This is a genomic window from Pseudomonas sichuanensis, from assembly GCF_003231305.1.
Lineage (GTDB): Bacteria > Pseudomonadota > Gammaproteobacteria > Pseudomonadales > Pseudomonadaceae > Aquipseudomonas > Aquipseudomonas sichuanensis.
Window position 1 is genome coordinate 1 of record NZ_QKVM01000071.1, and the last position, 25,170, is coordinate 25,170.

The 25,170-nt window shown below is 67.1% G+C and carries 17 protein-coding genes and 1 pseudogene; all 18 read left to right on the plus strand.

Annotation, left to right across the window (positions count from 1 at the left end):
• The first annotated feature begins 586 nt into the window (after positions 1-586).
• Positions 587-2,143, plus strand: coding sequence for a type VI secretion system protein TssA (tssA, locus tag DM373_RS26040; protein ID WP_110996290.1), 1,557 nt, complete (start codon positions 587-589; stop codon positions 2,141-2,143).
• Positions 2,144-2,176: 33 nt separating this feature from the next.
• Entirely contained in the window at positions 2,177-2,677 is a 501-nt protein-coding gene (tssB, locus tag DM373_RS26045; protein ID WP_110996291.1) for a type VI secretion system contractile sheath small subunit, read from the plus strand.
• 28 nt (positions 2,678-2,705) lie between these two features.
• A complete protein-coding gene (gene tssC, locus DM373_RS26050; protein ID WP_110996292.1) occupies positions 2,706-4,178 on the plus strand; it encodes a type VI secretion system contractile sheath large subunit in 1,473 nt (490 codons plus the stop codon).
• A gap of 6 nt (positions 4,179-4,184) precedes the next feature.
• Positions 4,185-4,607 carry a type VI secretion system baseplate subunit TssE gene (tssE, locus tag DM373_RS26055; protein ID WP_110996293.1) on the plus strand — a complete coding sequence of 141 codons (423 nt, stop codon included), beginning with the start codon at positions 4,185-4,187 and terminating at the stop codon, positions 4,605-4,607.
• Between the two features lie 132 nt (positions 4,608-4,739).
• Positions 4,740-6,527 carry a type VI secretion system baseplate subunit TssF gene (tssF, locus tag DM373_RS26060; protein WP_110996294.1) on the plus strand — a complete coding sequence of 596 codons (1,788 nt, stop codon included), beginning with the start codon at positions 4,740-4,742 and terminating at the stop codon, positions 6,525-6,527.
• A complete protein-coding gene (gene tssG, locus DM373_RS26065; RefSeq protein WP_110996295.1) occupies positions 6,491-7,498 on the plus strand; it encodes a type VI secretion system baseplate subunit TssG in 1,008 nt (335 codons plus the stop codon). The genes tssF and tssG overlap by 37 nt, the downstream gene beginning before the upstream one ends.
• Before the next feature lie 6 nt (positions 7,499-7,504).
• Positions 7,505-10,129 carry a type VI secretion system ATPase TssH gene (tssH, locus tag DM373_RS26070; RefSeq protein ID WP_167409871.1) on the plus strand — a complete coding sequence of 875 codons (2,625 nt, stop codon included), beginning with the start codon at positions 7,505-7,507 and terminating at the stop codon, positions 10,127-10,129.
• Positions 10,130-10,139: 10 nt separating this feature from the next.
• Positions 10,140-11,660 (plus strand): sigma 54-interacting transcriptional regulator, encoded by a 1,521-nt coding sequence (locus DM373_RS26075; protein ID WP_110996297.1) that lies wholly within the window; start codon positions 10,140-10,142, stop codon positions 11,658-11,660.
• A gap of 83 nt (positions 11,661-11,743) precedes the next feature.
• Complete coding sequence (locus DM373_RS26080; protein ID WP_110996298.1) at positions 11,744-11,884, plus strand: type VI secretion protein; 141 nt, start codon at positions 11,744-11,746, stop codon at positions 11,882-11,884.
• 18 nt (positions 11,885-11,902) lie between these two features.
• Complete coding sequence (gene tagH / locus DM373_RS26085) at positions 11,903-13,084, plus strand: type VI secretion system-associated FHA domain protein TagH (protein WP_110996299.1); 1,182 nt, start codon at positions 11,903-11,905, stop codon at positions 13,082-13,084.
• A gap of 5 nt (positions 13,085-13,089) precedes the next feature.
• Positions 13,090-13,596, plus strand: coding sequence for a type VI secretion system lipoprotein TssJ (gene tssJ / locus DM373_RS26090; RefSeq protein WP_110996300.1), 507 nt, complete (start codon positions 13,090-13,092; stop codon positions 13,594-13,596).
• Complete coding sequence (gene tssK / locus DM373_RS26095) at positions 13,593-14,924, plus strand: type VI secretion system baseplate subunit TssK (RefSeq protein ID WP_110996301.1); 1,332 nt, start codon at positions 13,593-13,595, stop codon at positions 14,922-14,924. Before tssJ ends, tssK begins: the two co-directional genes overlap by 4 nt.
• Before the next feature lie 2 nt (positions 14,925-14,926).
• Positions 14,927-15,796, plus strand: coding sequence for a type IVB secretion system protein IcmH/DotU (icmH, locus tag DM373_RS26100; protein WP_110996302.1), 870 nt, complete (start codon positions 14,927-14,929; stop codon positions 15,794-15,796).
• 14 nt (positions 15,797-15,810) lie between these two features.
• On the plus strand, positions 15,811-19,338 hold the full coding sequence (gene tssM / locus DM373_RS26105) for a type VI secretion system membrane subunit TssM (RefSeq protein ID WP_110996303.1): 3,528 nt from the start codon (positions 15,811-15,813) through the stop codon (positions 19,336-19,338).
• Positions 19,338-20,066 (plus strand): PP2C family protein-serine/threonine phosphatase, encoded by a 729-nt coding sequence (locus DM373_RS26110; protein WP_110996304.1) that lies wholly within the window; start codon positions 19,338-19,340, stop codon positions 20,064-20,066. Before tssM ends, DM373_RS26110 begins: the two co-directional genes overlap by 1 nt.
• On the plus strand, positions 20,063-21,109 hold the full coding sequence (locus tag DM373_RS26115; protein WP_110996305.1) for a serine/threonine-protein kinase: 1,047 nt from the start codon (positions 20,063-20,065) through the stop codon (positions 21,107-21,109). The genes DM373_RS26110 and DM373_RS26115 overlap by 4 nt, the downstream gene beginning before the upstream one ends.
• A 51-nt stretch (positions 21,110-21,160) precedes the next feature.
• Positions 21,161-24,136 carry a type VI secretion system Vgr family protein gene (locus tag DM373_RS26120; protein ID WP_110996306.1) on the plus strand — a complete coding sequence of 992 codons (2,976 nt, stop codon included), beginning with the start codon at positions 21,161-21,163 and terminating at the stop codon, positions 24,134-24,136.
• A pseudogene (locus DM373_RS26125) lies at positions 24,133-25,170 on the plus strand (RHS repeat-associated core domain-containing protein); the annotation flags it as partial. The gene DM373_RS26120 and the pseudogene DM373_RS26125, both read left to right, overlap by 4 nt.

A 25,170-nucleotide genomic window follows, 5' to 3' on the forward strand; every position in this document is an offset into this window, starting at 1 on the left:
CGCCTCGGGCTGTAACGGAATCACCGGGCGATGGCATATTGAGGCCATGGCCGCTGGCATCGCCGATTGGCTATGCACCCATCGCTGAGGCTATTGGTGGCGCGAAGTACCTGCGTTGAGTCCGGAACTTCAGTTGGCGTGAGTGCATGTTTTTTGTTGCAAGATGTTGGGGTTTTCGATGTAGGAATACTCTGCAACTGCATTCAAGTAATTGAGTTTCGAGCGCATAACTGATTACTGTTGCGGCCCTCCTATTGATATCGGGTTATGGCTCTAACATGTGTTGTCGCTTATGTGTGTGAAAATTAAGTTAAACAACGGAGTATTGTTGCGCGCAATCAGCTGGCAACTTTCCCGCGTGGGTCAGGGTATATATGATGGCCATCAGGGAAACCCCTAGAAGCCTGATATTCCTGCGTTTGCTATCCATTTGAGTGATTGCAATGTGCTATTGATAGCTTTAGGCTATCCAGCCGTTTGATCGACTGCCCGCCGGATTGTGGGCTGAATCAATAGAACTTCCAGATCGACAAATCCTGAACGTCAGTTCCAGGCTCGATGGTGAGGTTCTAACTGTGAGAAATGGATGTCCTACTCTTCGAAGCTGGCCGCGCGCTATCTTGAACTTGGCAAGCATGCTGTCTCCCCCGGCTCTTTCGGCGGTGAAGACGTGCGTTTTTCCACCGAGTTCGAAGCCCTCGAAAACGAGCTGACCCGCGCCCAGTCGATCCACGCCAGCGGCCAGGTGGACTGGCTGAAAATCCTCGAGAACAGCGAAGCGCTGTTGCGCGACCAGTCCAAGGATCTGCGCGTGGCCTCGTGGTTCACCTGGGCCCTGTTCCAGCGTGAATCCTACGCAGGCCTGCTGGCCGGCATCAGTGTGCTGCGCGAGCTGTGCGAGCAGCATTGGGACGACGTCCACCCCGCCAAGCCCCGTACCCGTTCCGCCGCCATCGGCTGGCTGGTGCCGCGCCTCGAACAGGCGCTGGGTGCCGACATCGCCATCAAGGAGCAGTTGCCGCTGTTCCAGCAGATGGTCGAGCAGTTGAGCGGCCTGGAGGCGGCACTGTCCGCCCGGTTGGGGGATGACGCGCCCCTGTTGTTGCCGATCTGCCGCGCGCTCAAAGGCCAGGTCCAGCGCTCTGCCGACAACGAACCACAACCCGGCGCCGTCGGCGCCATCGTCGCCCAGGTCAAGCAGGCCGCCACCCAACTGTTCACCCCCGGCGAGCCGGTGGAGAACGAGAAGGACGCCAACAAGGCCCTGCGCGCCCAGCAGGAGCAGGGCCGGCAGCTGTGTGTATGGTGGCAGCGCCAGAAAGCCACCGACCTGCGCGCCCTGCGCCTGAACCGCACGCTGCTGTGGTTGCCCATCGAAGCGATGCCCGAGCGCAACGCCGAGAACGTCACCGCCCTGCGCGGCCTGCCCGCCGACAAGCTCAAGAGCTACAAGGATCGTTTCGAGCAGGGCAACTACGCCGACCTGCTGGTGGAGCTGGAAAACAGCGTGGCCAAGGCACCGTTCTGGTTCGATGGCCAGCGCCTGGTGTGGGAGTGCTGCCAGGCCCTGAACGTCGAAGCCGGCATGCGCGAAGTGGAGATGAACTTCGCCTCGCTGTTGCAACGCCTGCCCAGCGTCATCGAGCTCAAGTTCCACGACGGCACCCCGTTCGCCGACCCCGAGACCCGCGCCTGGGTCGCCGCCCAGGTCACCCCCCACCTACAAACCGCCGCGGCCCAGCCAGTGGCCGAGCCCGGCGTGCGCCAGGCCCCCTGGGACGAAGCCCTGGAGGCGAGCCTGCCGATCCTGCGCAAGGACGGCCTCAAGAGCGCGGTGCAACACCTCAAGCAGCAGATGCAGGGCGCCCACGGCGGGCGCGAGCGCTTTTTCTGGCAGTTGAGCCAGGCGCGCCTCTGCTACACGGCCAAGAAATACGAACTGGCCAAGACCCAACTGGAAGCCCTCGACGAGCAACTGCGCCAATCCGGCCTGGATGCCTGGGAGCCAGACCTGTCGTTGCAGGTATTGCACCTGTTGCACACCTGCTGCGAGCTGCTGCCGCAGAACCATGTGGTGCGCGAACGCAAGGACGAGATCTACCGCAGGCTGTGCCACCTCGATCTCGAAGTCGTACTCGAATAGGCCCAAGGGCCATAACCCTCAAGGAGAAAACCAATGGCCAAAGAAGGCTCGGTAGCCCCCAAGGAACGCATCAACGTTACCTTCAAACCCGCCACCGGCGGAGCTCAGGAAGAGATCGAACTGCCATTGAAGCTGCTGGCGATCGGTGACTACACCCTGCGTGCCGACGATCGCAAGATCGAAGACCGCAAGCCGATCAGCATCGACAAGATGAACTTCGACGAAGTGCTGGCCAAGCAGGAACTGAGCATGACTCTGGCCGTGCCGAACCGCCTGCAGGAAGGCGCCGAAGGCGACGAGCTGGCGGTGAGCCTGCGCGTCAACACCATGAAGGACTTCAACCCGGCCAGCCTGGTCGAGCAAGTCCCTGAGCTGAAGAAGCTGATGGAGCTGCGTGAAGCCCTGGTTGCCCTGAAAGGCCCGCTGGGCAACGCCCCGGCCTTCCGCAAGGCCATCGAGGGTGTGCTGGCCGACAACGAGTCCCGCGAGCGCGTGCTCGGCGAGCTGGGCCTGAACGCTCAGCCGGACGCCTGATCCCCCTAGTCAAGGAAGCCTAATTGCCATGAGCACCGCAGCAGAGCAACAGAGCGCCGAGAACAGCGAATTCAGCATTCTCGACAGCATCATCGCCGAAACCCGTCTGACCCCGGACGACGAAGCCTACGACATCGCCAAGCGCGGCGTGTCGGCCTTCATCGAAGAACTGCTCAAGCCGCAGAATGACGGCGAGCCGGTCAAGAAAGCGCTGGTCGACCGCATGATCGCCGAGATCGATGCCAAACTCAGCCGCCAGATGGACGAGATTCTCCACCACCCGGACTTCCAGTCCATGGAGTCCGCCTGGCGCGGCCTGCAGTTGCTGGTCGACCGCACCAACTTCCGCGAAAACATCAAGATCGAGATCCTCAACGTCTCCAAGCAGGACCTGCTGGACGACTTCGAAGACTCGCCGGAAGTCATGCAGGCTGGCCTGTACAAGCACATCTACACCGCTGAGTACGGCCAGTTCGGTGGCCAGCCGGTCGGCGCGGTCATCGCCAACTACTTCATGTCGCCGAGCTCGCCCGACGTCAAACTGATGCAGTACGTCTCCAGCGTCGCCTGCATGTCCCACGCGCCGTTCATCGCCGCGGCCGGCCCGAAATTCTTCGGCCTCGAAAGCTTCACCGGCCTGCCGGACCTGAAGGACCTGAAGGATCACTTCGAAGGCCCGCAGTTCACCAAGTGGCAGAGCTTCCGCGAGTCCGAGGACGCGCGCTACATCGGCCTGACCGTGCCGCGTTTCCTGCTGCGCAACCCGTACGACCCGGAAGAGAACCCGGTCAAGTCGTTCGTCTACAAGGAAACCGTGGCCAACAGCCACGAGCACTACCTGTGGGGCAACACCGCCTACGCCTTCGGCACCAAGCTGACCGACAGCTTCGCCAAGTTCCGCTGGTGCCCGAACATCATCGGCCCGCAGAGCGGTGGCGCGGTGGAAGACCTGCCGCTGCACCACTTCGAGAGCATGGGCGAGATCGAGACCAAGATCCCGACCGAAGTGCTGGTGTCCGACCGTCGCGAGTACGAGCTGGCCGAAGAGGGCTTTATCGCCCTGACCATGCGCAAGGGCAGCGACAACGCGGCGTTCTTCTCGGCCAACTCGGCGCAGAAACCGAAGTTCTTCGGCATCAGCGCCGAAGGCAAGACGGCCGAGCTGAACTACAAGCTGGGCACCCAGCTGCCGTACATGATGATCGTCAACCGCCTGGCCCACTACATCAAGGTCCTGCAGCGCGAGCAGCTGGGTTCCTGGAAGGAACGCACCGACCTGGAGCTGGAACTGAACAAGTGGATCCGCCAGTACGTGGCCGACCAGGAGAACCCGAGCGCCGAAGTACGTGGCCGTCGTCCGCTGCGCGCCGCCCAGGTGATCGTCAGCGACGTGGAAGGTGAGCCGGGCTGGTACCGCGTCAGCCTGAACGTGCGTCCGCACTTCAAGTACATGGGCGCCGACTTCACCCTGTCGCTGGTCGGCAAGCTGGACAAGGAGTAAGCGACGATGGGCAATGGTTACGGAAGCCTGTTCGAACGCCTGAGCGGCGAAGCCGACCAGCGCGCCAGCTGGCGGCGTGAAGACGCCGCCATGGCTTCCGTGGCCGCTCATCTTGCGAAGATGCTCAGCACCCGGGCCGGCAGCGTGCAGACGCTCGCCGACTACGGGCTGCCCGACCTCAACGACATGCGCCTGAGCCTGCACGACGCGCTCAGCCAGGCACGCCGGGCCATCGAATACTTCATCGAAGCCTACGAACCGCGCATGTCCGATGTCCGGGTGGTGTCCCGCCCGCGTGATCACGATCAGCTCAAGCTGGCTTTCAGCATCGAAGGCCAGCTTGAGGTGGACGGAATCAAGCGCCAGGTCAGTTTTGCCGCGCGCCTGGATGGCAGCGGGCAAGTCAGAGTCAGTCAAGGAGACGAGTGATGTTGCGCCTCCCATAGCCTGAGTTTTCCCCAACCCTTGCACGGCAAACGGTCGGCCCTGTGGCCCGGCCCCGCGCATGCGCAGTACCGGCCACTGGCGGTACCCGAGAGCTGAATTCAGGCGGAACGACGGATGTCCTTCAATTACTACTACCAAAGCGAGCTGACGGCACTGCGCCAGCTGGGGCGGCGTTTTGCCGAACGCAGCCCGGCGCTGGCGCCGTACCTCGGCCAGGCCGGGCGCGACCCGGACGTCGAGCGCCTGCTTGAAGGTTTTGCCTTCCTCACCGGCCGCCTGCGGCAGAAGCTCGACGACGAACTGCCCGAGCTGACCCACTCGCTGATGCACCTGCTGTGGCCGAACTACATGCGCCCGCTGCCCGCCTTCAGCATCTTGCAGTTCGACCCCTTGCGCCAGGCCGGCCCGGCGCTGCGGGTCGAGCGTGACACCCCGGTGGAAGGCCGACCGATCGAAGGCGTGAGTTGCCGCTTTCGCACCTGCTACCCCACCGAAGTCCTGCCCCTGCGCCTGAGCGCGCTGAACTACTCGCTCAATGGCCAGGGCGCGCTGCTCAGCCTGCGCCTGGACATGAACTGCGACGGCAACCTGGGCGACGTCAAGCTCAGCAAGCTGCGCCTGCACCTGGCCGGCGAGCGCTACATCAGCCAGATGCTCTACCTGAGCCTGCTGCGCGGCCTGGCCGGCATCGAGCTGATGCCGCTGGACAGCCACGGCAAACCAATGGTCAACGCCAAGGGCGAGCCGCTGCTGCTGCGTGCACCGGCGGCCAAGGTGCACCCGGTAGGCTTCGCCGAGGAAGAGGCGCTGATTCCCTACCCGCTGAACACCTTCCGCGGCTACCGCTTCCTGCAGGAGTACTTCGCCTTCCAGGACAAGTTCCTGTTCGTCGACGTGACTGGCCTGGACGTGTTGCAGAGCCTGCCCGAGGAAACCCTCAAGCAGGTGCATGGCATCGAGCTGCGTTTCGACATCCGCCAGGGCGAGGCCCAGCGCCTGCGCCCGACCCTGGACAACGTCAAGCTGTACTGCACGCCGATCGCCAACCTGTTCAAGCACGACGCCCTGCCTATCCGTCTGGATGGCAAGCAGGACGAATACCTGCTGCTGCCGGCCGAGCTCGACCCCGAGCACTGCGGGGTGTTCTCGGTCGACGGCGTGACCGGCTGGAGCCCCGGCGGCCTGGGCTACCAGAGCTACGTGCCGTTCGAATCGTTCGAGCACGACGCCAGCTTCGACGTGCCGGAGAACCGCTCGCACTACAGCATCCGCCAGCGCTCCTCACTGCTGCATGACGGCCTCGACACCTACCTGAGCTTCGGCGTGCACCAGGCCGAATCCCACGAGACGCTGTCGATCGAACTCACCTGCACCAACCAGAACCTGCCGCGGCGCCTGAAGCTCGGCGACATCTGCATGCTCAGCGAAGAGACCCCCGAGTTCCTCACCTTCCGCAACATCACCCCGGTTACCGCCAGCTACGCGCCGCCGCTGAATCGCGATTTCCTGTGGAAGCTGATCAGCAACATGTCGCTGAACTACCTGTCGCTGGCCGACGTTGATGCACTGAAGGTGATCCTCGAAACCTACGACCTGCCGCGTTACTACGACCAGCACGCGGAAAAGGTCAGCCGCCGCCTGCTCGGCGGGCTCAAGGCGATCCGCCACCAGCACGTCGACCGCCTGCACCGGGGCCTGCCGCTGCGCGGCCTGCGCACGGAGCTGACGATCGACCCGGAGGGCTACATCGGCGAGGGCGACCTGTTCGTCTTCGCCTCGGTGCTCAATGAATTCTTCGCACTCTACGCCAGCCTCAACTCGTACCACGAGCTGCGGGTGAAAAGCACACAGGGGGAGGTGTACCAATGGACACCACGCATGGGCCTGCAACCGCTGCTGTAAGCCGGCTCAGCCGGAGCATCCGCGAGTACTCGCTGTTCCAGGCCGTGCTGCTGGTCATGGAACAGCTGCGCGAGGCGTACCCGTACCTGGAAGACGAAGAGCTCTACGACCTGGTCGAGTTCCAGGCCAACCCCAGCCTTGGTTTCCCCGGCAGCGACATCGACCGCATCGAGTTCTTCCGCGAGCACGGCCAACTGCGCGCGCGCATGCGCTTCAACCTGATCGGCCTGGTTGGCTCCAGTTCGCCGCTGCCGGCGTTCTATGGCGAACAGGCGCTGGGCGACAACGAGGACGGCAACCCCACGCGGATGTTCCTTGACCTGTTCCACCACCGCCTGCACCGCCTGATGCTGCCGATCTGGCGCAAGTACCGCTACCGCGCCAGCTTCGAGAGCGGCGCGCTGGACGGTTTCTCGTCGCACCTGTTTGCCCTGATCGGCCTGGGCGGCGACCAGATCCGCCAGGCCAAGGAACTCAACTGGAAACGCCTGCTGCCGTACCTAGGCGTGCTCAGCCTGCGCGCCCACTCGGCGGCGCTGATCGAGGCCGTGCTGCGTTACTACTTCAAGCACGCCGACCTGGTCATCGAGCAGTGCCTGGAACGGCGCGTCGACATCCTCGAAGAGCAGTGCAACCGCCTGGGGCTGGCCAACAGCCTGCTGGGCGAGGACGCCGTGCTGGGCGAGCGCGTGCGCGACCGCAGCGGCAAGTTCCGCATCCACATCACCCAGCTGGACTGGCAGCGCTTTCACGAATTCCTGCCGATCGGTTTCGGCTACCAGCCGCTGTGCGCGCTGACCCGCTTCACCCTGCGCGACCCGCTGGACTACGACATCCGCCTGGAATTGCGCCGTGAAGAGATCCGCGAGCTGCGCATCGGCGAACAGAACGTCTGCCACCTGGGCTGGACCAGTTGGCTGGGTCGCGAGCGCGCCGATGGCGTGGTGACCCTGGGAAGCAAAATTCATTAAGGACCAATGGCCATGATCAACGTAGACCTGCAACAACTCGTCCAGGCCCTGGACGCCGACAGCCGCCGCGACCTTGAGCGTTCCGCCGAGCGCTGCGTCGCCCGTGGCGGCAGCAAGATCCTCATCGAGGACCTGCTGCTGGGCCTGCTCGAGCGCCCCGACAGCCTGTTGCAGCGCGCGCTGCAGGACGCCGCGATCGATGCCGGCGCGTTCAGCGCCGCGCTGCAACCCAATGTCGAGCACAGCGCCACCCGCAACCCGGTGTTTGCCCCGGAGCTGGTGCAGTGGTTGCAGGACGCGTTGCTGGTCTCCAACCTTGAGCTGGGCCAGAGCCAGGTCGACCAGGCCGCGCTGATCCTCGGCCTGCTGCGCAACCCGCTGCGCTACGCCGGCAGCCGCTACCACAAGCTGCTCGGCGGCCTGGATATCGAACGCCTCAAGGGCTACGCCCTGGCCCAGCAACCGGGCGCTCCCAAAGCCCCCGGCGCGCCCCAGGGCGAATCGATGTTGCAGCGCTTCACCCACAACCTCACCCAGCAGGCCCGTGACGGCAAGCTCGACCCGGTACTGTGCCGCGACGCGTCGATCCGCCAGATGATCGATATCCTCGCCCGCCGGCGCAAGAACAACCCGATCGTGGTCGGCGAAGCCGGCGTGGGCAAGACCGCCGTGGTCGAAGGCCTGGCCGCGCGCATCGTCGCCGGCGAAGTGCCGCCGGCCCTGCAAGGGGTCGACCTGCTGGCGCTGGACATGGGCCTGTTGCAAGCTGGCGCCAGCGTCAAAGGTGAGTTCGAACGCCGCCTCAAGGGTGTGATCGACGAGGTCAAGGCCGCGCCGCGCCCGGTGATCCTGTTCATTGACGAAGCCCACACCCTGATCGGCGCCGGCGGTAACGCCGGTGGCTCCGACGCCGCCAACCTGCTCAAGCCGGCCCTGGCCCGTGGCGAGCTGCGCACCATCGCCGCCACCACCTGGGCCGAGTACAAGAAGTACTTCGAGAAAGACCCGGCCCTGGCCCGCCGCTTCCAGCCGGTGCAACTGCTCGAGCCCACCGTGGGCGAGGCGGTGACCATCCTGCGTGGCCTGGCCCAGCTGTACGAGAAGAGCCACGGCATCTACCTGCGCGACGACGCCGTGGTCGCCGCCGCCGAACTGTCGGCGCGCTACCTGACCGGCCGGCAACTGCCCGACAAGGCCGTCGACGTGCTCGACACCGCCTGCGCCCGGGTGCGCATCAGCCTGGCCGCCGCCCCCGACAGCCTCGAGCGCCTGCGCGCCGAACTGGCCGAGGGCGAGCGCCAGCGCAACGCCCTGCGCCGTGACGCCGAGGCAGGCCTGGCCATCGACCACGAGGCATTCGCGGCCCTCGAGCAGCGCCTGGCCGAAGCCCACGGCCAAGAGATCGAGCTGGCCGCCCGTTGGGCCCGTCAGCGTGAGCTGGCCGAGCAGGTACTGGAGCTGCGCCAGCAGGTGGCCAACGCCGCCGTCGCACCGGCCGCGCCAGCCGAAGGGGAGGAGGGCGAGCCCGTCGTCGAAGGCGAAAGCCGCGAACAGCTGCAACAACGCCTGGCCGAGACCCATCAGGCCCTGCTCGACGCCCAGGCCGAAGAGCGCCTGGTCAGCGCCGAAGTGTGCCCGCGCCTGGTGGCCGAGGTGATCAGCGCCTGGACCGGCGTACCGCTGAGCCAGCTGGCCCGCGAGCACAACGCCAAGGTGATCACCTTCGCCGACGACCTGCGCGCCCGCATCCGTGGCCAAGAGCAGGCCGTGCATGCGCTCAACCGCTCCATGCGCGCCACCGCCGCCGGCCTGAACAAGCCCGACGCACCGGTGGGCGTGTTCCTGCTGGTCGGCCCCAGCGGCGTCGGCAAGACCGAGACCGCGCTGGCGCTGGCCGACCTGCTGTACGGCGGCGACCGCTTCATCACCACCATCAACATGTCCGAGTTCCAGGAGAAGCACACCGTCTCGCGCCTGATCGGCGCGCCGCCCGGCTACGTCGGGTACGGCGAAGGCGGCATGCTCACCGAGGCGGTGCGCCAGAAGCCGTATTCGGTGGTGCTGCTGGACGAGGTGGAGAAGGCCGACCCGGACGTGCTCAACCTGTTCTATCAGATCTTCGACAAGGGCGTGGCCAACGACGGCGAAGGCCGCCAGATCGACTTCCGCAACACGCTGATCCTGATGACCTCCAACCTGGCCAGCGACCAGATCAGCGCCCTGTGCGAAAACGGCGAGCGCCCCGACGCCGAGCTGCTCGAACAGCACATCCGCCCGGCGCTCAGCCGCCACTTCAAGCCGGCGCTGCTGGCGCGCATGCGCGTGGTGCCGTACTACCCGGTGGGCGGCCCGGTGCTGCGCGAGCTGATCGAGATCAAGCTGGGCCGCCTGGGCGAGCGTTTGCAGCGTCGGCAACTGGCGTTCAGCCACTGCCAGGCGCTGGTCGACCACCTGGCCGAGCGCTGCAGCCAGAGCGAAGCCGGCGCGCGCCTGATCGACCACCTGATCGACACCCACGTGCTGCCCAAGGTCGCCGACCGCCTGCTCGACGCCATGGCCAGCGGCGAGGCGATCAGCCGCGTGCACGCCACCCTCGACGGGGATGCCGGCGTGATCTGCGAGTTCGCCTGAGGTGGGGGTGATGTTCACGCACCTGCCACAACCGCTGGCCTACGCCGAAGCGCTGCTGGGCACCTTCACCGAGCTGGCGCGGGCAACTGACGAGCAAGGCCTGTTGCAGGCACTGGTGCCGGCCGTGGCCACGCTCAGCGGCTGCCCGCTGGTGCAGGTCTACCTCCTCGACCCGACCCACACCCGGCTCGGGCTCGAAGCCGCCTGGCTCGACGGGCGGCTGCTGGCGCGTGACTGCTCCAGCCTGCCGGCCGACTACAACGGCGAGCAGCTGTTGCAGTTCGCCCTGTGCCAGAACCGCGTGGTGAACATCAGCGACCTTTCCGCCAGCCTGTTCGACACCAGCTTCCTGCCCAGCCAGGCCACGCCCTGGCAAGCACTGCTGGCGGTGCCCCTGCTGACCGCGCAACAGCGGGTGGCCGGGGTGCTGCTGTGCGTGAACCGCGTGCGCGGCGGGCTTGAAGTGTTCGCCGACTCCCTCGGCCAGCTCGGCAGCTTCGCCATGGGCCAACTGCAACTGTTGCGCCGCCTGCACCAGCCCGGGCCACAGCCCCAGGCGACCGTCCGCACCCCGGTGGCCGCCAGCAGCTATGGCCTGATCGGGCAGAGCCCGGCCATGCGCCAGACCTGCCAGATGATCAGCAAGGTCCTGCACAGCCCCTACACCGTGCTGCTGCGCGGCGAGACCGGCACCGGCAAGGAACTGGTGGCCCGCGCCATTCACGACTACGGCCCGCGCCGCTCCGGCGCGCTGGTGGTACAGAACTGCGCAGCCTTCCCCGAGAGCCTGCTGGAGAGCGAACTGTTCGGCTACCGCAAAGGCGCCTTCACCGGCGCCGACCGCGACCGCCCGGGGCTGTTCGATGCCGCCGACGGCGGCACCCTGCTGCTCGACGAGATCGGCGACATGCCCCTGGCCTTGCAGGCCAAGCTGCTGCGCGTGCTGCAAGAGGGCGAGATCCGCCCGCTGGGCGCCAACGTCACCCACAAGATCGACGTGCGCATCATCGCCGCCACCCACCGCGACCTGGCGCAGATGGTCGCCGACGGCCTGTTCCGCGAAGACCTCTACTACCGCCTGGCGCAGTTCCCCATCGAGCTGCCGCCGCTGCGCCAGCGCGTCGGCGATGTCATCACCCTGGCCCGGCACTTCTGCGACAAGGCCTGCGCCTTCCTGCAGCGCAGCCCGGTGGGCTGGACCCAGGCCGCCCTCGATCACCTCGAAAGCTACGCCTTCCCCGGCAATGTGCGCGAGCTCAAGGGCCTGGTGGAGCGCGCGGTGCTCTTGTGCGAAGGCGACGCGCTGGAGGTCGGCCACTTCTCGTTGAGCCTGGCCGAACCGCCGCCCGAAGACAACGAGCTGAACCTGCGCGAGCGCCTGGAGAAGGTCGAGCGCAGCCTGCTGCTCGACTGCCTGCGCAAGCACGACGGCAACCAGACCCTGGCCGCCCGCGAACTCGGGCTGCCGCGGCGCACCCTGCTGTACCGGCTGGGGCGCCTGAACATCCAGATCGGCGATTGCGAGGGCTGACCGGCATGACCCCGACACACACTCCCTTTACCCCAGGCGCACCCGTAACGGTGCCTGCCTCATCCGCACATGGAGCCGCCCCCATGCTTCACCGTTACTGCCGGGCCAGCTTGCTGGCCCTGGTCACCGCGTTCGCCCTGGCCGGTTGCACAGGCAACTACAAGTTCGATGACGACAGCTACCGCCCCCTGGGAGATCCCCAGGCCCTCAACCGTGACAACTGAGCGCAAGGAGCCCTGACCATGGAACTGGTTTTCGAACTGCTCGACAAACGCCAGCACGGCCGCACCGACTCGCCGAACAAGACCTTTGGCCGCGCCGGTGGCGAGATCGGCCGGGCCAAGGATTGCCACTGGTGCATCGAGGACGACAAACGTCACCTGTCCAGCCATCACGCCCAGGTCACCTACCAGAACGGCGCGTTCTTCCTCACCGACACCAGCAGCAACGGCATCCGCCTGGCCAGCAGCGGTGCCCAGCTGCGCAAGGGCGAGCTGCACCGCATCGAGCAAGGCGCGGTGTACCGCATGGGTGACATCGAGGTGCGCGCGCGCCTGATCGACAGCGAGGCCGGCTACGACGTCGGCCTGGGCATGCCAGGTGGCGCCATCATCCCCGACGACGCCTTCCTCGAACTCGACCCCATCAGCGCCCTGGACCACGAAGAAACGCGCCTGCAACCGATGGACGAGCTGGCCGCCCTGGCCATGCCCGAGCCCCCGGCGCGCCAGCGTGCCGACTACGCGCAGATCGACCAGGAAAGCCTGATCGTGCCGACCCTGGTCCCTGCGGTGGCACCGGAGCCTGCTGCTGTGCCGGCCCCGCGCGAACGCCGCGACGACGCCTTCTGGAAGCGCTTCGGCGCGGCCCTGGGCGTCGATCTGGACAACCTCGACGAGCAGGCCCGCGAAGACCTCGCGGTGCAGGCCGCCGGGCTGTTGCGCCATAGCGTCGCCGGGCTGCAACAGAGCCTGCGCACCCGCAGCGAGCTGAAGAACGAACTGCGCCTGTCGCTGACCACCCCGCAAAGCGCCAGCCGCAACCCGATCAAGGCGCCGCTGGAAGCCGACCAGGTGCTCGGCGACCTGCTCAAGCCGCGCCGTGGCGGCCAGCTGTCTGCCGAGCAGGCAGTGGCCCAGGCCTTCCGCGACCTCCAGGCGCACCAAGTGGCCATGCTCGGCGCCAGCCGCCAGGCCCTGCGCAGCACCCTGGAGCACTTCGCCCCAGAGCAGCTGGCGCTGCAATTCGAGCGTCAGGGCCGCCGCGGGCTGTTCGGCAGCCGCTGGAAAGCCTACGTGCGCTACCACCAGGCCCTGGTGGGCAACGAAGACTGGAGCGAGCGCCTGCTGACCAAGGACTTCGCCCGCACTTACGAAGAGCAGGTCCGCCTGATCGCTTCGCTCAATCACGACCCGCAAGGATAACCCCCATGACTCGCATCACCCGCACGATGCTCAGGGCGACGTGGGCCCTGGCCACCCTGTCCTGGCTGGCCGGCTGCAGCGCCCTGTCGCCGTACTCGCACATGACCAAGCTCGACCTCACCCTGACCGCCACCGACCAGCTCAACCTGGACATCAACGGCCGGCCGTCGCCGGTGGTGGTGCGCCTGTACGAGCTCAAGCACCCGGTGGCCTTCGAGAGCACCGATTTCTTCACCCTCTACCAGCGCCCGAAAGAGGCCCTGTCCCAGGACATGGTGGCCACCGAGGAGCACGAACTGCGCCCCGGCGAAACCCTGAGCCTGAAGCTCAGCATCGACCCCGACAGCCGCTTCGTCGGCGTCATGGCCGCCTACCGCGACCTCGACCAGGCGCAGTGGCGCCGGGTGCAGGCCATTCGCGCCGGCGAGCGGGTCACCGCCAACCTCTACCTCGACCAGGCCGGGATCCACAACGGTGTGCCGGCCGTGGCGCAAGCGGGTGATCAGCGATGAACGTGCACAAGGTAGTCTGGCAGGAGGGGATGCTGCTGCGTCCCCAGCATTTCCAGCACAACGACCGTTACTACGACAGCCAGATGAAGACCCGCACCCAGCTGCTGGGCACCTACACCTACGGCTTCATCAACCTGGAAATCGACCTGCAGTTCCTCAACATGGGCAAGCTGGTGATCAGCCGCGCCGCCGGCATCCTGCCTGACGGCAGCCTGTTCGAGCTCGACGGCAGCAGCGAGCCGCTGGCCCTGGACGTGCCGCCGAACACCGGCGCCACGCCGATCTTCATGGCCCTGCCGCTGGTCACCGGCAACCACATCGAGGCGCGCCGCCCCGAGCAGTCCGACGTGCTGACCCGCTACACCACCTACGAGGTGGAGGTTTCCGACTCCAACGCCGGCGACGACAACAGCAGCCAGATCAACTGCGCGCGCCCGGACTTCCGCCTGCTGCTGGGCGAGCAGCAAACCGACCAGGCCTACGTCAAGCTCAAGGTCTGCGAGATCCTCGACACCTCGCCCGACGGCGTCATCAGCCTCGACCCGAACTTCGTGCCCACCTACATCCGCACCCATGCCTCGGTGTACCTGCTGTCGTGCCTCAAAGAGGTCATCAGCATGCTGGCGCTGCGGGGCGACACCCTGGCCGAGCGCATCCGCTCCAACGGCAAGGTCGGTGGCGCCGAGGTCGGCGACTTCATGATGCTGCAGCTGATCAACCGCACCGAAATGCTCCTGCGCCACTACCTGAGCCTGGAGCAGGTGCACCCCGAAGAGTTGTACCGCACCTTCTTGATCATGCTCGGCGACCTGTCGACCTTCTCCAGCGACACCAAGCGCCCGCGCCTGGACGCCCGCTACCAGCACAGCGACCAGGGCGCGAGCTTCCGCAAGCTGATGGAATCGATCCGCCAGGTACTGTCGATGGTGCTCGAGCAGCACGCCATCGAGCTGGAACTGCAACAGCGCCAGTACGGCATCCTGGTGTCGCCGCTGCACGACCCGGGCCTGCTCACCACCGCCTCGTTCGTGCTGGCCGCCAGCGCCAACTGCGAGTCCGAGGAGCTGCGCCAGCGCCTGCCGTCGCACCTCAAGGTCGGCCCGGTGGAGCGCATTCGCCAGCTGGTCAACCTGCACCTGCCCGGGCTCAAGGTCAAACCGCTGCCGGTGGCGCCGCGGCAGATCCCGTTCCACGCCAACAAGACCTATTTCATCGTCGAACTCGACGCCGAAGATCGCAAGAAGATGGACGGTTCCGGTGGCTTCGCCTTCCACGTCACCAGTGAGTTCTCCGATCTCGAACTGAAATTCTGGGCCATCAGGAACTGAGCATGAGCAAGGACATGGATACCCCGCAGGACGACAAGACCGTCCTGTTCAACCAGGATGGCTCGGCACCGCAAGGGCAGGCGCTGACCGCCCTGGGCAGCTCGGCGCGGGCCGAGCCGCTGGAGCAGCGCATGGTCTATTCGGCGCGCCTGCCCTCGAGCGGCAGCTTCAGCGTCGGCCTCAACCCGCTGGTGGCCGCCGCCGGCGAGCTGCTCTCGGAAGTGGTGCGGCTCAAGCACAGCGACACCGCCGAAGACCTGAACAACCTCAAGGAGCGCCTGAGCGCCTGCGTGCGCGCCTTCGAGGCGCGCATCCATTACGAGGGCGTGGAGAACGGCCAGGTCACCGTGGCCCGCTACCTGCTGTGCACCGTGGTCGACGAGGCGGTGGTCACCACCCCCTGGGGCAACGAGAGCCAGTGGTCGCAGATGAGCCTGCTCAGCGCCTTCCACAACGAAACCTTCGGCGGCGAGAAGTTCTTCTCGCTGCTCGACCGCATGTCGAAGAACCCGGTCAAGCACCTGGCGATGCTCGAACTGATGTACCTGTGCCTGTCGCTGGGCTTCGAGGGCAAGTACCGGGTCATCGACCGCGGCATGTCCGAGCTCGAGGGCATCCGTGACGCACTGTTCCGGCAGATCCGCCAGCTGCGCGGCGACGTGCCGCGCGAGCTGTCACCGCGTTGGGAAGGGCTCGACCAGCAACGCAACAGCCCGGTGCGCATCGTGCCGTGGTGGAGCGTGGCGTTGTTCACCCTGGTGTGCCTGGTGGTGATGTATTCCGGTTTCGCCTGGGTACTGGGCGAACAGCGCGCGACCGTCCTGCAACCCTTCCAGACGCTCGAGCAGCCAGCGGCCCAACCGCGGCAGTGACACAAGGATCTGTGATGAAGAATTTTTTCAAGAAAGTAGGCGCCTTCCTCGCCAAGACCTGGGTCTGGAGCCTGCTGCTGGTGCTGGCCCTGGCGCTGCTGGTGTGGTTCGCCGGCCCGTTGCTGGCCGTGGCCGACAACAAGTTCTGGGAAGACGCTGCCGCGCGCTTGCTGACCATCAGCGTGCTGTTTTTGGTGTGGGGTCTGTGGATGGTGTTCGCCAGCTGGCGCGCCAACAACCGCAAGCAGGAAGAGCTTGAGAGCGAGGACGGCCGCGAGCGCCTGGAACGCGAAGAGCGCAAGGACGAGGAGGCCAGGGAGATCAAGGCCCGCTTCAAGCATGCCTTGTCCACCCTCAAAAATTCGAGCCTGTATGGCGGGCGCAGTGAACGCTGGCGCCGCGACCTGCCCTGGTACCTGGTGCTCGGGCCCCAGGGTGCGGGCAAGACCAGCCTGATCGACCATTCGGGCCTGGAGTTCCCGATCAACGCGCTGGAGCGCAAGCTCGCCCGTGATCCGTCCAGCGGCGATTTCTGCGATTTCTACTTCGCCGAACAGGCCGTGCTGGTGGACACCGCCGGGCGCTTCCTCAACCAGTCCGACAGCGAGATCGACGGCAGCGCCTGGCGCGTGCTGCTCGACCAGCTGCGCCTGCGCCGACGCAACCGCCCGCTCAACGGCGTGGTGGTCACCGTGCCACTGGACACCCTGTTGGGGGGCGAGGCGGCGGTCAACGACCTGGCGCAGAAAGTCCGCTCGCGCTTGCAGGAGCTGCGCCAGCGCCTGCACGTCGAAGTGCCGGTGTACCTGGTGCTGAGCAAGACCGACCGCCTGCAAGGCTTCGACGCCTTCTTCGACCAGCAGTCGCGTGAAGAAAACGAGCAAGTGTTCGGCATCACCTTCGGCAAGGGCCAGAACGGCGCCGACACCGAGCTGCTGGCCAAGGAATTCCAAGGCCTGCTGCAACGCCTGGGCGACCAGGTCACCCAGCGCATGCACCACGAGCGCAACACCCAGCGCCGCGCGCGCATCCTCGACTTCCCGCACCAGCTGGGGCGCATCGGCGACCAGCTGTGCCTGTTCGTCGACGCTGCCTTCACTGGCAACCGCTACCAGCGCGCCAGCCAACTGCGCGGCTTCTACCTGACCAGCGCGCCGCACCAGGCGCCGCAGGTCGACAGCGACAACGGCTTCCACCCCGGCCAGCCCGGCCGTGGCGCGGTGCAGGGCCGCTCGCGCTTCACCCTGCAACTGTTCAGCCGGGTGATCTTCCCCGAGTACGACCTGGCCGGCCTCGACCAGCGCGAACGCCGACGCATCCACTGGGGCCAGCGTGCCGTCTACCTCGGTGCCCTGGGCGCGCTGGCACTGTTCGGCGTGCTGTGGGCCGGCAGTTTCTCCGGCAACCACGAGCGCCTGGAGCAGGTGCGTGAGCTGGGCCGTCAATGGCAGCGCCAACACCTCGCCCTGGATGCCCGCGATGACGCCCTGGCCGCGCTCAAGCCGCTGGACACCGCCTGGCAGGCCTCACGCGTGTTCCCTGTGCCCGGCGATGTCTCGCTGCTGCAACGCGGCGGCCTGTACCAGGGCGTGCCGGCCAACGAGGTGCTGCAACCGGCCTACCAGCGCGAGCTGGAAACCGTGCTGCTGCCGCGGGTGGCGCAGATGGTCGAAGGGCAGATCCGCAGCAACCTGAAAAACCGCGAGCGCCTGCTCAACAGCCTGCGCGCCTACCTGATGCTCGGCCTGCCCGAGCGCCGTGACCAGGCCTGGCTCAAGGACTGGGTGGCGGCCGGCTGGTCGCAGCGCTACAACGGCAACACGGCCGCCCAGGACAGCCTGAACACCCACTTCGGGCGCCTGCTCGAGCAATCGTTCGCCTACCCGCTCAACGACGCCCTGGTGGCTCAGGCCCGCCAGGTGCTGCGCGCCGAATCGCTGGCCAGCGTGGTGTACCGCGTGCTGCGCGAGCAGGCCCGCAGCCTGCCCGAATACCGTCTCAGCCAGCAGCTCGGGCCGCAGGCCGCGCAGTTCGTCGGCATCGACTACCCAATCCCCGGCTTCTACACCTCCCAGGGTTACCAGCAGTACTTCTCGGTGCAGGGCGCCAACCTGGTCAACGACATCCTGCGCGACAACTGGGTGCTGGGCGAGGGCAGCGGCATCAGCGACATGGACATGCGCCGCCTGATGGTGGAGCTGGAGCAGCTGTACTTCCGCGACTACGCCAACTACTGGGGCGAGGCGGTCAACCAGGTCGGCCTGATCCCGTTCAGCGACGCCGGCGAAGGCGCCGATCAGCTGTCGGCGCTGACCGCCGCCAACTCGCCGCTGCTGCTGTTGCTCACCGAGGTGCGCGAGAACACCCGCTTCCCGGTACTGGCCGAAGCCACCGACGAAGGCAACCCGGCCGCCGAAGCCGCCGCCAACAAGGCCGTGGCCAAGAAGCTCGGCAAGGGTGGCGCGGCCGTGGCCGGTGCCGTGGCCGACAAGGCCCGCGACGCCCTGGCCAAGAAGCCGCTGCCAGACACCGCGCGCATGGCCCTGCAACGGCGCTTCGAGCCGCTGCACCGGCTGCTCGACGACAACAACGGCCCGGGCCCCGACCTGGCGCCGACCCTGCAGGCGCTCAACGACCTGCAGCAGCAACTGGCCGGCCTGGCCCGCTCCAACCAGGCCGAAGAAGCCTCGTACCAGATGGCCAAGGCGCGCATGTCGGGGCAGCGTGACGCCCTGAGCAGCCTGCGCAACGGCACCGTGCGCCTGCCGCGCCCGGTGGCCGGCTGGTTCAACCTGCTGTCCGACGACATCTGGCGCATGGTGCTCAACGACACCTACACCTACCTCAACCAGCGCTATCAGAGCGAGTTGTACAGCCACTACGGCCGCACCATCGAGTCGCGCTACCCGTTCAACGCCCATGGCACCAGCGATGTGGCGATCAGCGACTTCCGCGACTTCTTCAAGGCCCAGGGCGTGGCGGACCGCTTCTTCGACACCTACATGCGCCCGTTCGTCAGCGGTGAGCCGGGCGCCTACCGCCTGCGCAGCCTCGACGGCCAGAGCTTGCCGATGACCAAGGCCTACCTCGAACAGATGAGCGCCGCCCAGACCATCCGCCAGAGCTTCTTCGCGCAGAACCCCGAAGAGCCGCAGGTGCAGTTCAAGCTCGAGCCGTACACCCTCGACCCGGCGGTGAGCCGCGCCGAGTTCCGCTTCGGCGACACGGTGATCGACTACCGCCACGGCCCGATCGTCTCCACCAGCCTGAAGTGGCCGACCGAAGCCCAGGACGGCAACACCAGCCTGACCCTGGAGCAGCTCAACGGCCGCCCCATGGCGCTGGAGAAGAACGGTGGCCCGTGGTCGCTGTTCCGCCTGCTCGACCTGATGCAGACCGAGTACCTCAAGGGCCGCGACACCATGGTGCTCAAGGCCAATGTCGGCGGCATGCGCGCCAACTACCTGCTGACCAGCCAGCGCACGCCGAACCCGTTCGACCTGAGCGTGCTGCGCGGCTTCCGCCTGCCAGGGGAGCTGTGATGCGCGCAGCCAGCCCCTGGCGCAGCGCGGCGCGCACCGACCCCGGCAAGGTCCGTGCGCGCAACGAGGACGCCTTTCTCGACTGCCCGCAGCACGGGCTGTGGGCGGTCGCCGACGGCATGGGCGGCCACGAGGCCGGTGATATCGCCAGCCAGATGATCGTCGAGAGCCTGGCCGATCTGCCGGCCGCCAGCAGTTTCGACGAGCGCGTGCTCGCCGTGCGCCAGTGCCTGCACTGGATCAACCGGCGCCTGGGCCAGGAGCTGACGGTGAGCGTCGCCGGCCAGGCGCGGGTGATCGGCAGCACCGTGGTGACCCTGCTGCTCGACGGCCGCCGCGGTGCCTGCGTGTGGGCCGGCGACAGCCGCTGCTACCTGTGGCGCGGCCAGCGCCTGTACCAGCTGACCCGCGACCACTCGCTGCAACAGCAGCTGATGGACCAGCAAAGCATGAGCGCCGAGCAGGCCCGCGAGCACCCCTCGGCCCGGGCCCTGACCCGCGCCGTCGGCGCCAGCGCCAGCCTCACCCTGGAAGTGCTGGAGTTCGACGCGCAGCCGGGCGACGTGTTCCTGCTGTGCAGCGACGGCCTCTACGACGGCCTGGAGAGCGGCGGCCTGGGCCACGCCCTGGACCTGGCCTCGCCCGGCGAGGCCCTGCAACGCCTGTTCGACACCGCCCTGGGCGGCGCGGCGAAAGACAACCTGACCGCAGTGGTGATCCACCGATGAACCTTGGCAGCGGCGACGCGCTCGACGTGCTCGACGCCCTTGAGCAGGGCAGCGAGTCGACTTACTTTGCATTCACCCAGGCCAGCGAGCCCGAGCCCGCCCGCACCGGCAAGGCGCGGCGCAAGCGGCGCGGCAAGGGCCGCGCGCAACCTGCGCCGGCCCCGGCCGTGCGGGCGCTGGCGCCGATCCCCGACGTGCTCGCCGGGCGCTACCGCCTGGAACGCCTGCTCGGCGCCGGCGGCATGGGCCTGGTGTACCGCGCCCGCGACCTGTTGCAGGAGGGCTTCGGTGACCCACAGCCGTTGCTGGCGGTGAAGCTGATGAGCGACCAGCTGGCCACGGCGCCCGACGCCAACGCCCTGCTGTTCAACGAGTTCGCCCTCACCAGCCGCCTGCGCCACCCCAACCTGGTGCGCCTGCAAGGCTTCGCCATCGACCCGCAGAGCGAACGCGGCTTCATCACCATGGAGCTGATGCGCGGCACCTCGCTGGACCGCCTGCTCTGTGACCAGCCGCTGGGCCTGGCCTGGGCGCAAGTGCGCGAGATCGCCGTGCCGCTGCTCGACGCCCTGGCCTGCGTGCATGCCCAGGGCGTGGTGCACGGCGACCTCAAGCCCAGCAACGTGATGCTCGGCGACGACGGCCTGCGCCTGTTCGATTTCGGCCTGGGCCTGGCCCTGGACGGCCCGCTGGCCGGCCTGCCGCACCTGAGCCATGGCCGCTTCGAAGCCTGGACCCCGGCCTACGCCGCCCCCGAACTGTTCGAGGGCGGCACGCCGAGTACCGCCAGCGACCTGTATGCGGTGGCGTGCGTGCTGTACGAGCTGATTACCGGCCGCCACCCCTTCGAGCGCGTGCCGTCGCTCAAGGCCCGTGACCAGGGCATGCAGCTGACGGCCAAGGCCCCGCCCGGCATGCCAGGCAAGGCCTGGGCCGCGCTGCGCCGGGCCCTGGCCTTCGACCCCGAGCAGCGCCGCGTCGATGCCGGGCAGCTGCGCGACGCCTTCGCCGCGCAAGGCTTCTGGGCCAGGCTCCGGCGATGACGCCAGGCCACGGACGCATTAACACGAATTCACGCACAGAGAGGGACAAGGATGTTTGCCGCCGCGAACCAGACCCATTTCAGCCTGCACATCGACGGGTTGGAGCATGACTTCCAAGTGCTTGCCTTCGATGGCAACGAAGCCATCAGCCAGCCCTACACCATTGACCTGGAGCTGGTCAGCGAGCGCCCTTCGCTGGACCTGGAAAACCTGCTGCACAAGCCCGCGTTCCTTCAGCTCGGCGACGACGGCCGGGGCCTGCACGGCCTGATCTACCGCGCCGCGCAAGGCGAGGCAGGCAAGCGCCTGACCCGCTACCAGGTGACCCTGCGCCCACAACTGGCGTACCTGGCCCACCGCATCAACCAGCGCATGTTCCAGCACATGAGCGTGCCGAAGATCATTGCCCAGGTGCTGGAAGAGCACGGCATCCTCGCCAACGCCTATCAGTTCCAGCTCGGCGCTGTGTACCCGGACCGCGAGTACTGCGTGCAGTACGACGAGTCCAACCTGCGGTTCATCCAGCGGCTGTGCGAAGAGGAGGGGATCCACTACCACTTCCGCCACAGCGCCGACGGCCACCAACTGGTGTTCGGCGATGACCAGACCGTGTTCCCCAAGCTGGCGCCGGTGCAGTTCCAGCACGATTCCGGGCTGGTCGCCGACACGCCGATGATCAAGCGCTTCGCCCTGCGCCTGGAGACCCGCACCAGCAGCGTCACCCGCCGCGACTACGACTTCAAGAAACCGCTGATCCAGCTCGAAGGCGCCGCCGACAGCCTCGACGAACCGGCCCTGGAAGACTATGACTACCCCGGCCGCTTCCTCGACCGCCCACGTGGCAAGCACCTGGCCACCCGCGCCCTGGAACGCCACCGCAGCGACTACCAGCAGGCCAGCGGCGACAGCGACCAGCCCCTGCTCGCCAGCGGGCACTTCCTGACCTTGGGCAGCCACCCCAACGCCGAGTGGAACGACCTGTGGCTGCTCACTGACGTGCACCACCAGGGCCGCCAGCCGCAGGTACTGGAAGAGGCCATCACCAGCGACGTCGACGCCAAGTACGATGGCTTCCAGCAGGGCTACCGCAACTTCTTCGTGGTTACCCCGTGGCAGCAACCGTACCGCCCGCCACTGAAGCACCCGAAACCCAAGGTGCTGGGTGATCAGCGCGCCGTGGTCAGCGGCCCGGCCGGCGAAGAGATCTACTGCGACGAATACGGCCGCATCAAGGTGCAGTTCTTCTGGGATCGCGAAGGTCAGGCCGACGACAAGTCCAGCGTGTGGATGCGCGTCGCCAGTAGTTGGGCCGGGCAGGGCATCGCCGGGCTGCAATTGCCGCGCGTGGGTATGGAGGTATTGGTCAGTTTCCTCGAAGGCGACCCCGACCAGCCGCTGGTGACCGGCTGCCTGTACCACGGCGTGAACATGCCGCACTACAAGCTGCCCGACCTCAAGACCTTGGCCACGATCAAGAGCAAGGAATACAAGGGCAGCCGCGGCAACGAACTGCGCATCGACGACACCACCAGCGAAATCAGCATCGCCCTGCGCAGCGACCACGGCGCCAGTGCGCTGAACCTCGGTTACCTCACTCACCCGCGCCCCACAGGCGGCGCCCCGCGTGGTGAAGGTTTCGAACTGCGCACCGACCGCCACGGCGCCATCCGCGCTGCCGGCGGCCTGCTGCTCACCACCGAACCGCGCGCTAACGAAGCCAAGCACCACAAGGACCTGCCCGAAACCGCCGAACGCCTGGCCACCGCCAGCGACCAGCAGGACAGCCTGGCGGAACTGGCTAAGCAGATGCAGGCCCAGGAGCCGGGCGACCAGGACACCGTGGCCAAGGACCTGCACAAGCAGCACCAAGGCATCCTCGGCAGCGGCCCGGGCGACCTGAGCAAAAACGAGTTCGCCGAATTCACCCAACCGCACCTGGTGGTGTCGAGCCCCGCCGGCATCGCCCTGACCACCCCCGGCCCCAACCACCTCACCAGCGGTAGCCACCTGGCCCTGAGCAGCACCGGCCACACCAGCCTGGCCATCGGCAAGCGCCTGCTGGCCAGCGCCAGCCAGGGCATGCGCCTGTTCGTGCAGAGCCTCGGCCTACGCCTGGTGGCAGCCTCCGGCGACATCGATTTCCGTGCGCTGAAGGACAACATCAACCTGTTGGCCAAGCTCGACATCACCGCCAACGCCGACCGCATTACCCTCAAGGCCAAGACCGAGCTGGTGGTGCAAGGCGGCGGCAGCGGCACGACCTACAACGCCGGCGGCATCACCCACGTCACCAGCGCCAACTACACCGCCCACGCCGCGCAGTTCGCCCATATCGGCGGGGCGAGCATGGCCGGCACCTTCCCCGAACCGCCCAAGCCCGGCAAGGGCGCGCTGGAACTGTTCAACCTGTACGCCAATACCAAAGGCATCAAGGCCGGCGACTACGAAGTCACCGATGCCCTGGGCACGGTGCTCAAGGGCGCGCTGGACGGGCAGGGTTTCAACACCGTCTCCGGCGCGGCGCCGGGGCCGGCGATGGCCAAGTTCGGCCTCGACACGGCCGATACCTGGAGCATCGGCAGCTTCGCCAAGGGGCTGCCCTGGCCGAAGCTGCCCGTGGCCGAAGAGGGCACGCCGTCGCTGCTCGAATCGATGTACGCCAAGCTCGCCCCCGACGGCAGCGGCGGCATGCTGGACAAGGCCAAGCAACTGACCAGCAGTGGCATGAGTGCGGCGAAGACCGGCATGGGCCTGCTCAAGACCGGGCAGAACACCCTGCAAAGCGCGCAGCAGGTGCAAGCCGCGCTCAAGGGCGGCGTGGCTGGCTTGCCGCAACTGGCCTCTGCCGCCAGCTCGGCGCTGCCGGCCGCTTCCAGCGCACTGGGCGCTGCCGGCAAGGCCGGTGCCGCCGTCCAGGGCGCCATGGCCAGCCTGCCCAAGTTGCCGACCCTGCCCAAACTTCCCGACTTCAAGGCACCGAGCCTGAATACCCTGACTGACCTGATGCCAGGCGAGCTGATCTCATGACTGCACAGAATGCCGCAACAAACGAAAACGCCCGTGCCCCTCAGGTCGCGATCACCCCACTCGCCGAGGTCCAGATCGAGGACGTTGGCCGTGGCGCGGTGGTATTCGATACCTGGCTGCGCAACACCAGCGCCAGCTTCGTCACCCTCGAACGCCTCAAGGGCGTGGCCGGCAACGTGGCCGTGGCGGGCAACATCATCGCCCTGGTGGATGCCTTGGGCGATATCGCCATCCTCAGCCGCAACAAGGTGCCCGACCCGATCGACTGCGCCACCTACGGCATCAACCTGATCGGCCTGGTTACCTCGCCCGCCAGCGCGGCGGCGGCTCGCATGGCCCTGCGCCCGATGCTGTTCATCGTGCGTCAGGAGGGCAAGCAGGTGCTGGGCGATGCGCTGATCGAGCTGATGGTCGGCCACCTCAACGCCGATATCGTCGGCAGCATCGACGACTTCGTCGGCCAGGCCGCAGGTAATCTCAAGGCCGCACTGGCCGAGGCTGCCACCCTCGGCGAGCAGTTGATCCTCGACATCGCCGGCGGCCTGGCCGCCCTGGCCGCAGGCACAGCCCCCGCCAGCGTGGCGGCCGGTGGCGGGGGCAGCCTGCTGCTGCATGACCCGCAAGCCAGCATCGGCAACTACCTGGCCGCTGCCTTCAACGCCTACAAGAGCGCCGGCAAGGGCATGACCAGCGCCGACGTCAGCCCCGCGCTCAGCGTCGCCGGCAAGACCGAACTGCTGGCCCACAGCGCCCGCCTGCGCCTGCTGGCGCCGCTGGTGCGCGGCGAGATCCTCAAGCTGGGTGACGCCGGCAGCCCCGGCTCCATCGAGGCCCTGCGCCTGACCCTGGCCAGCAGCGTCAAGCAGTGGCGCCAACGCAACCCGCAACAGGTGGTGGCCAACGTCAAGGCGGGTGGCACCAGCAAGGCTCGCCACCAGCTGGCCGAAGGCAAGCTGGAAACCCAGAAAGAGCAGGCGCCCGCGTCCCAGGCCGCCAATCAGTGCAAAAACGGCGCCCCGGCCAACACCTGCAAC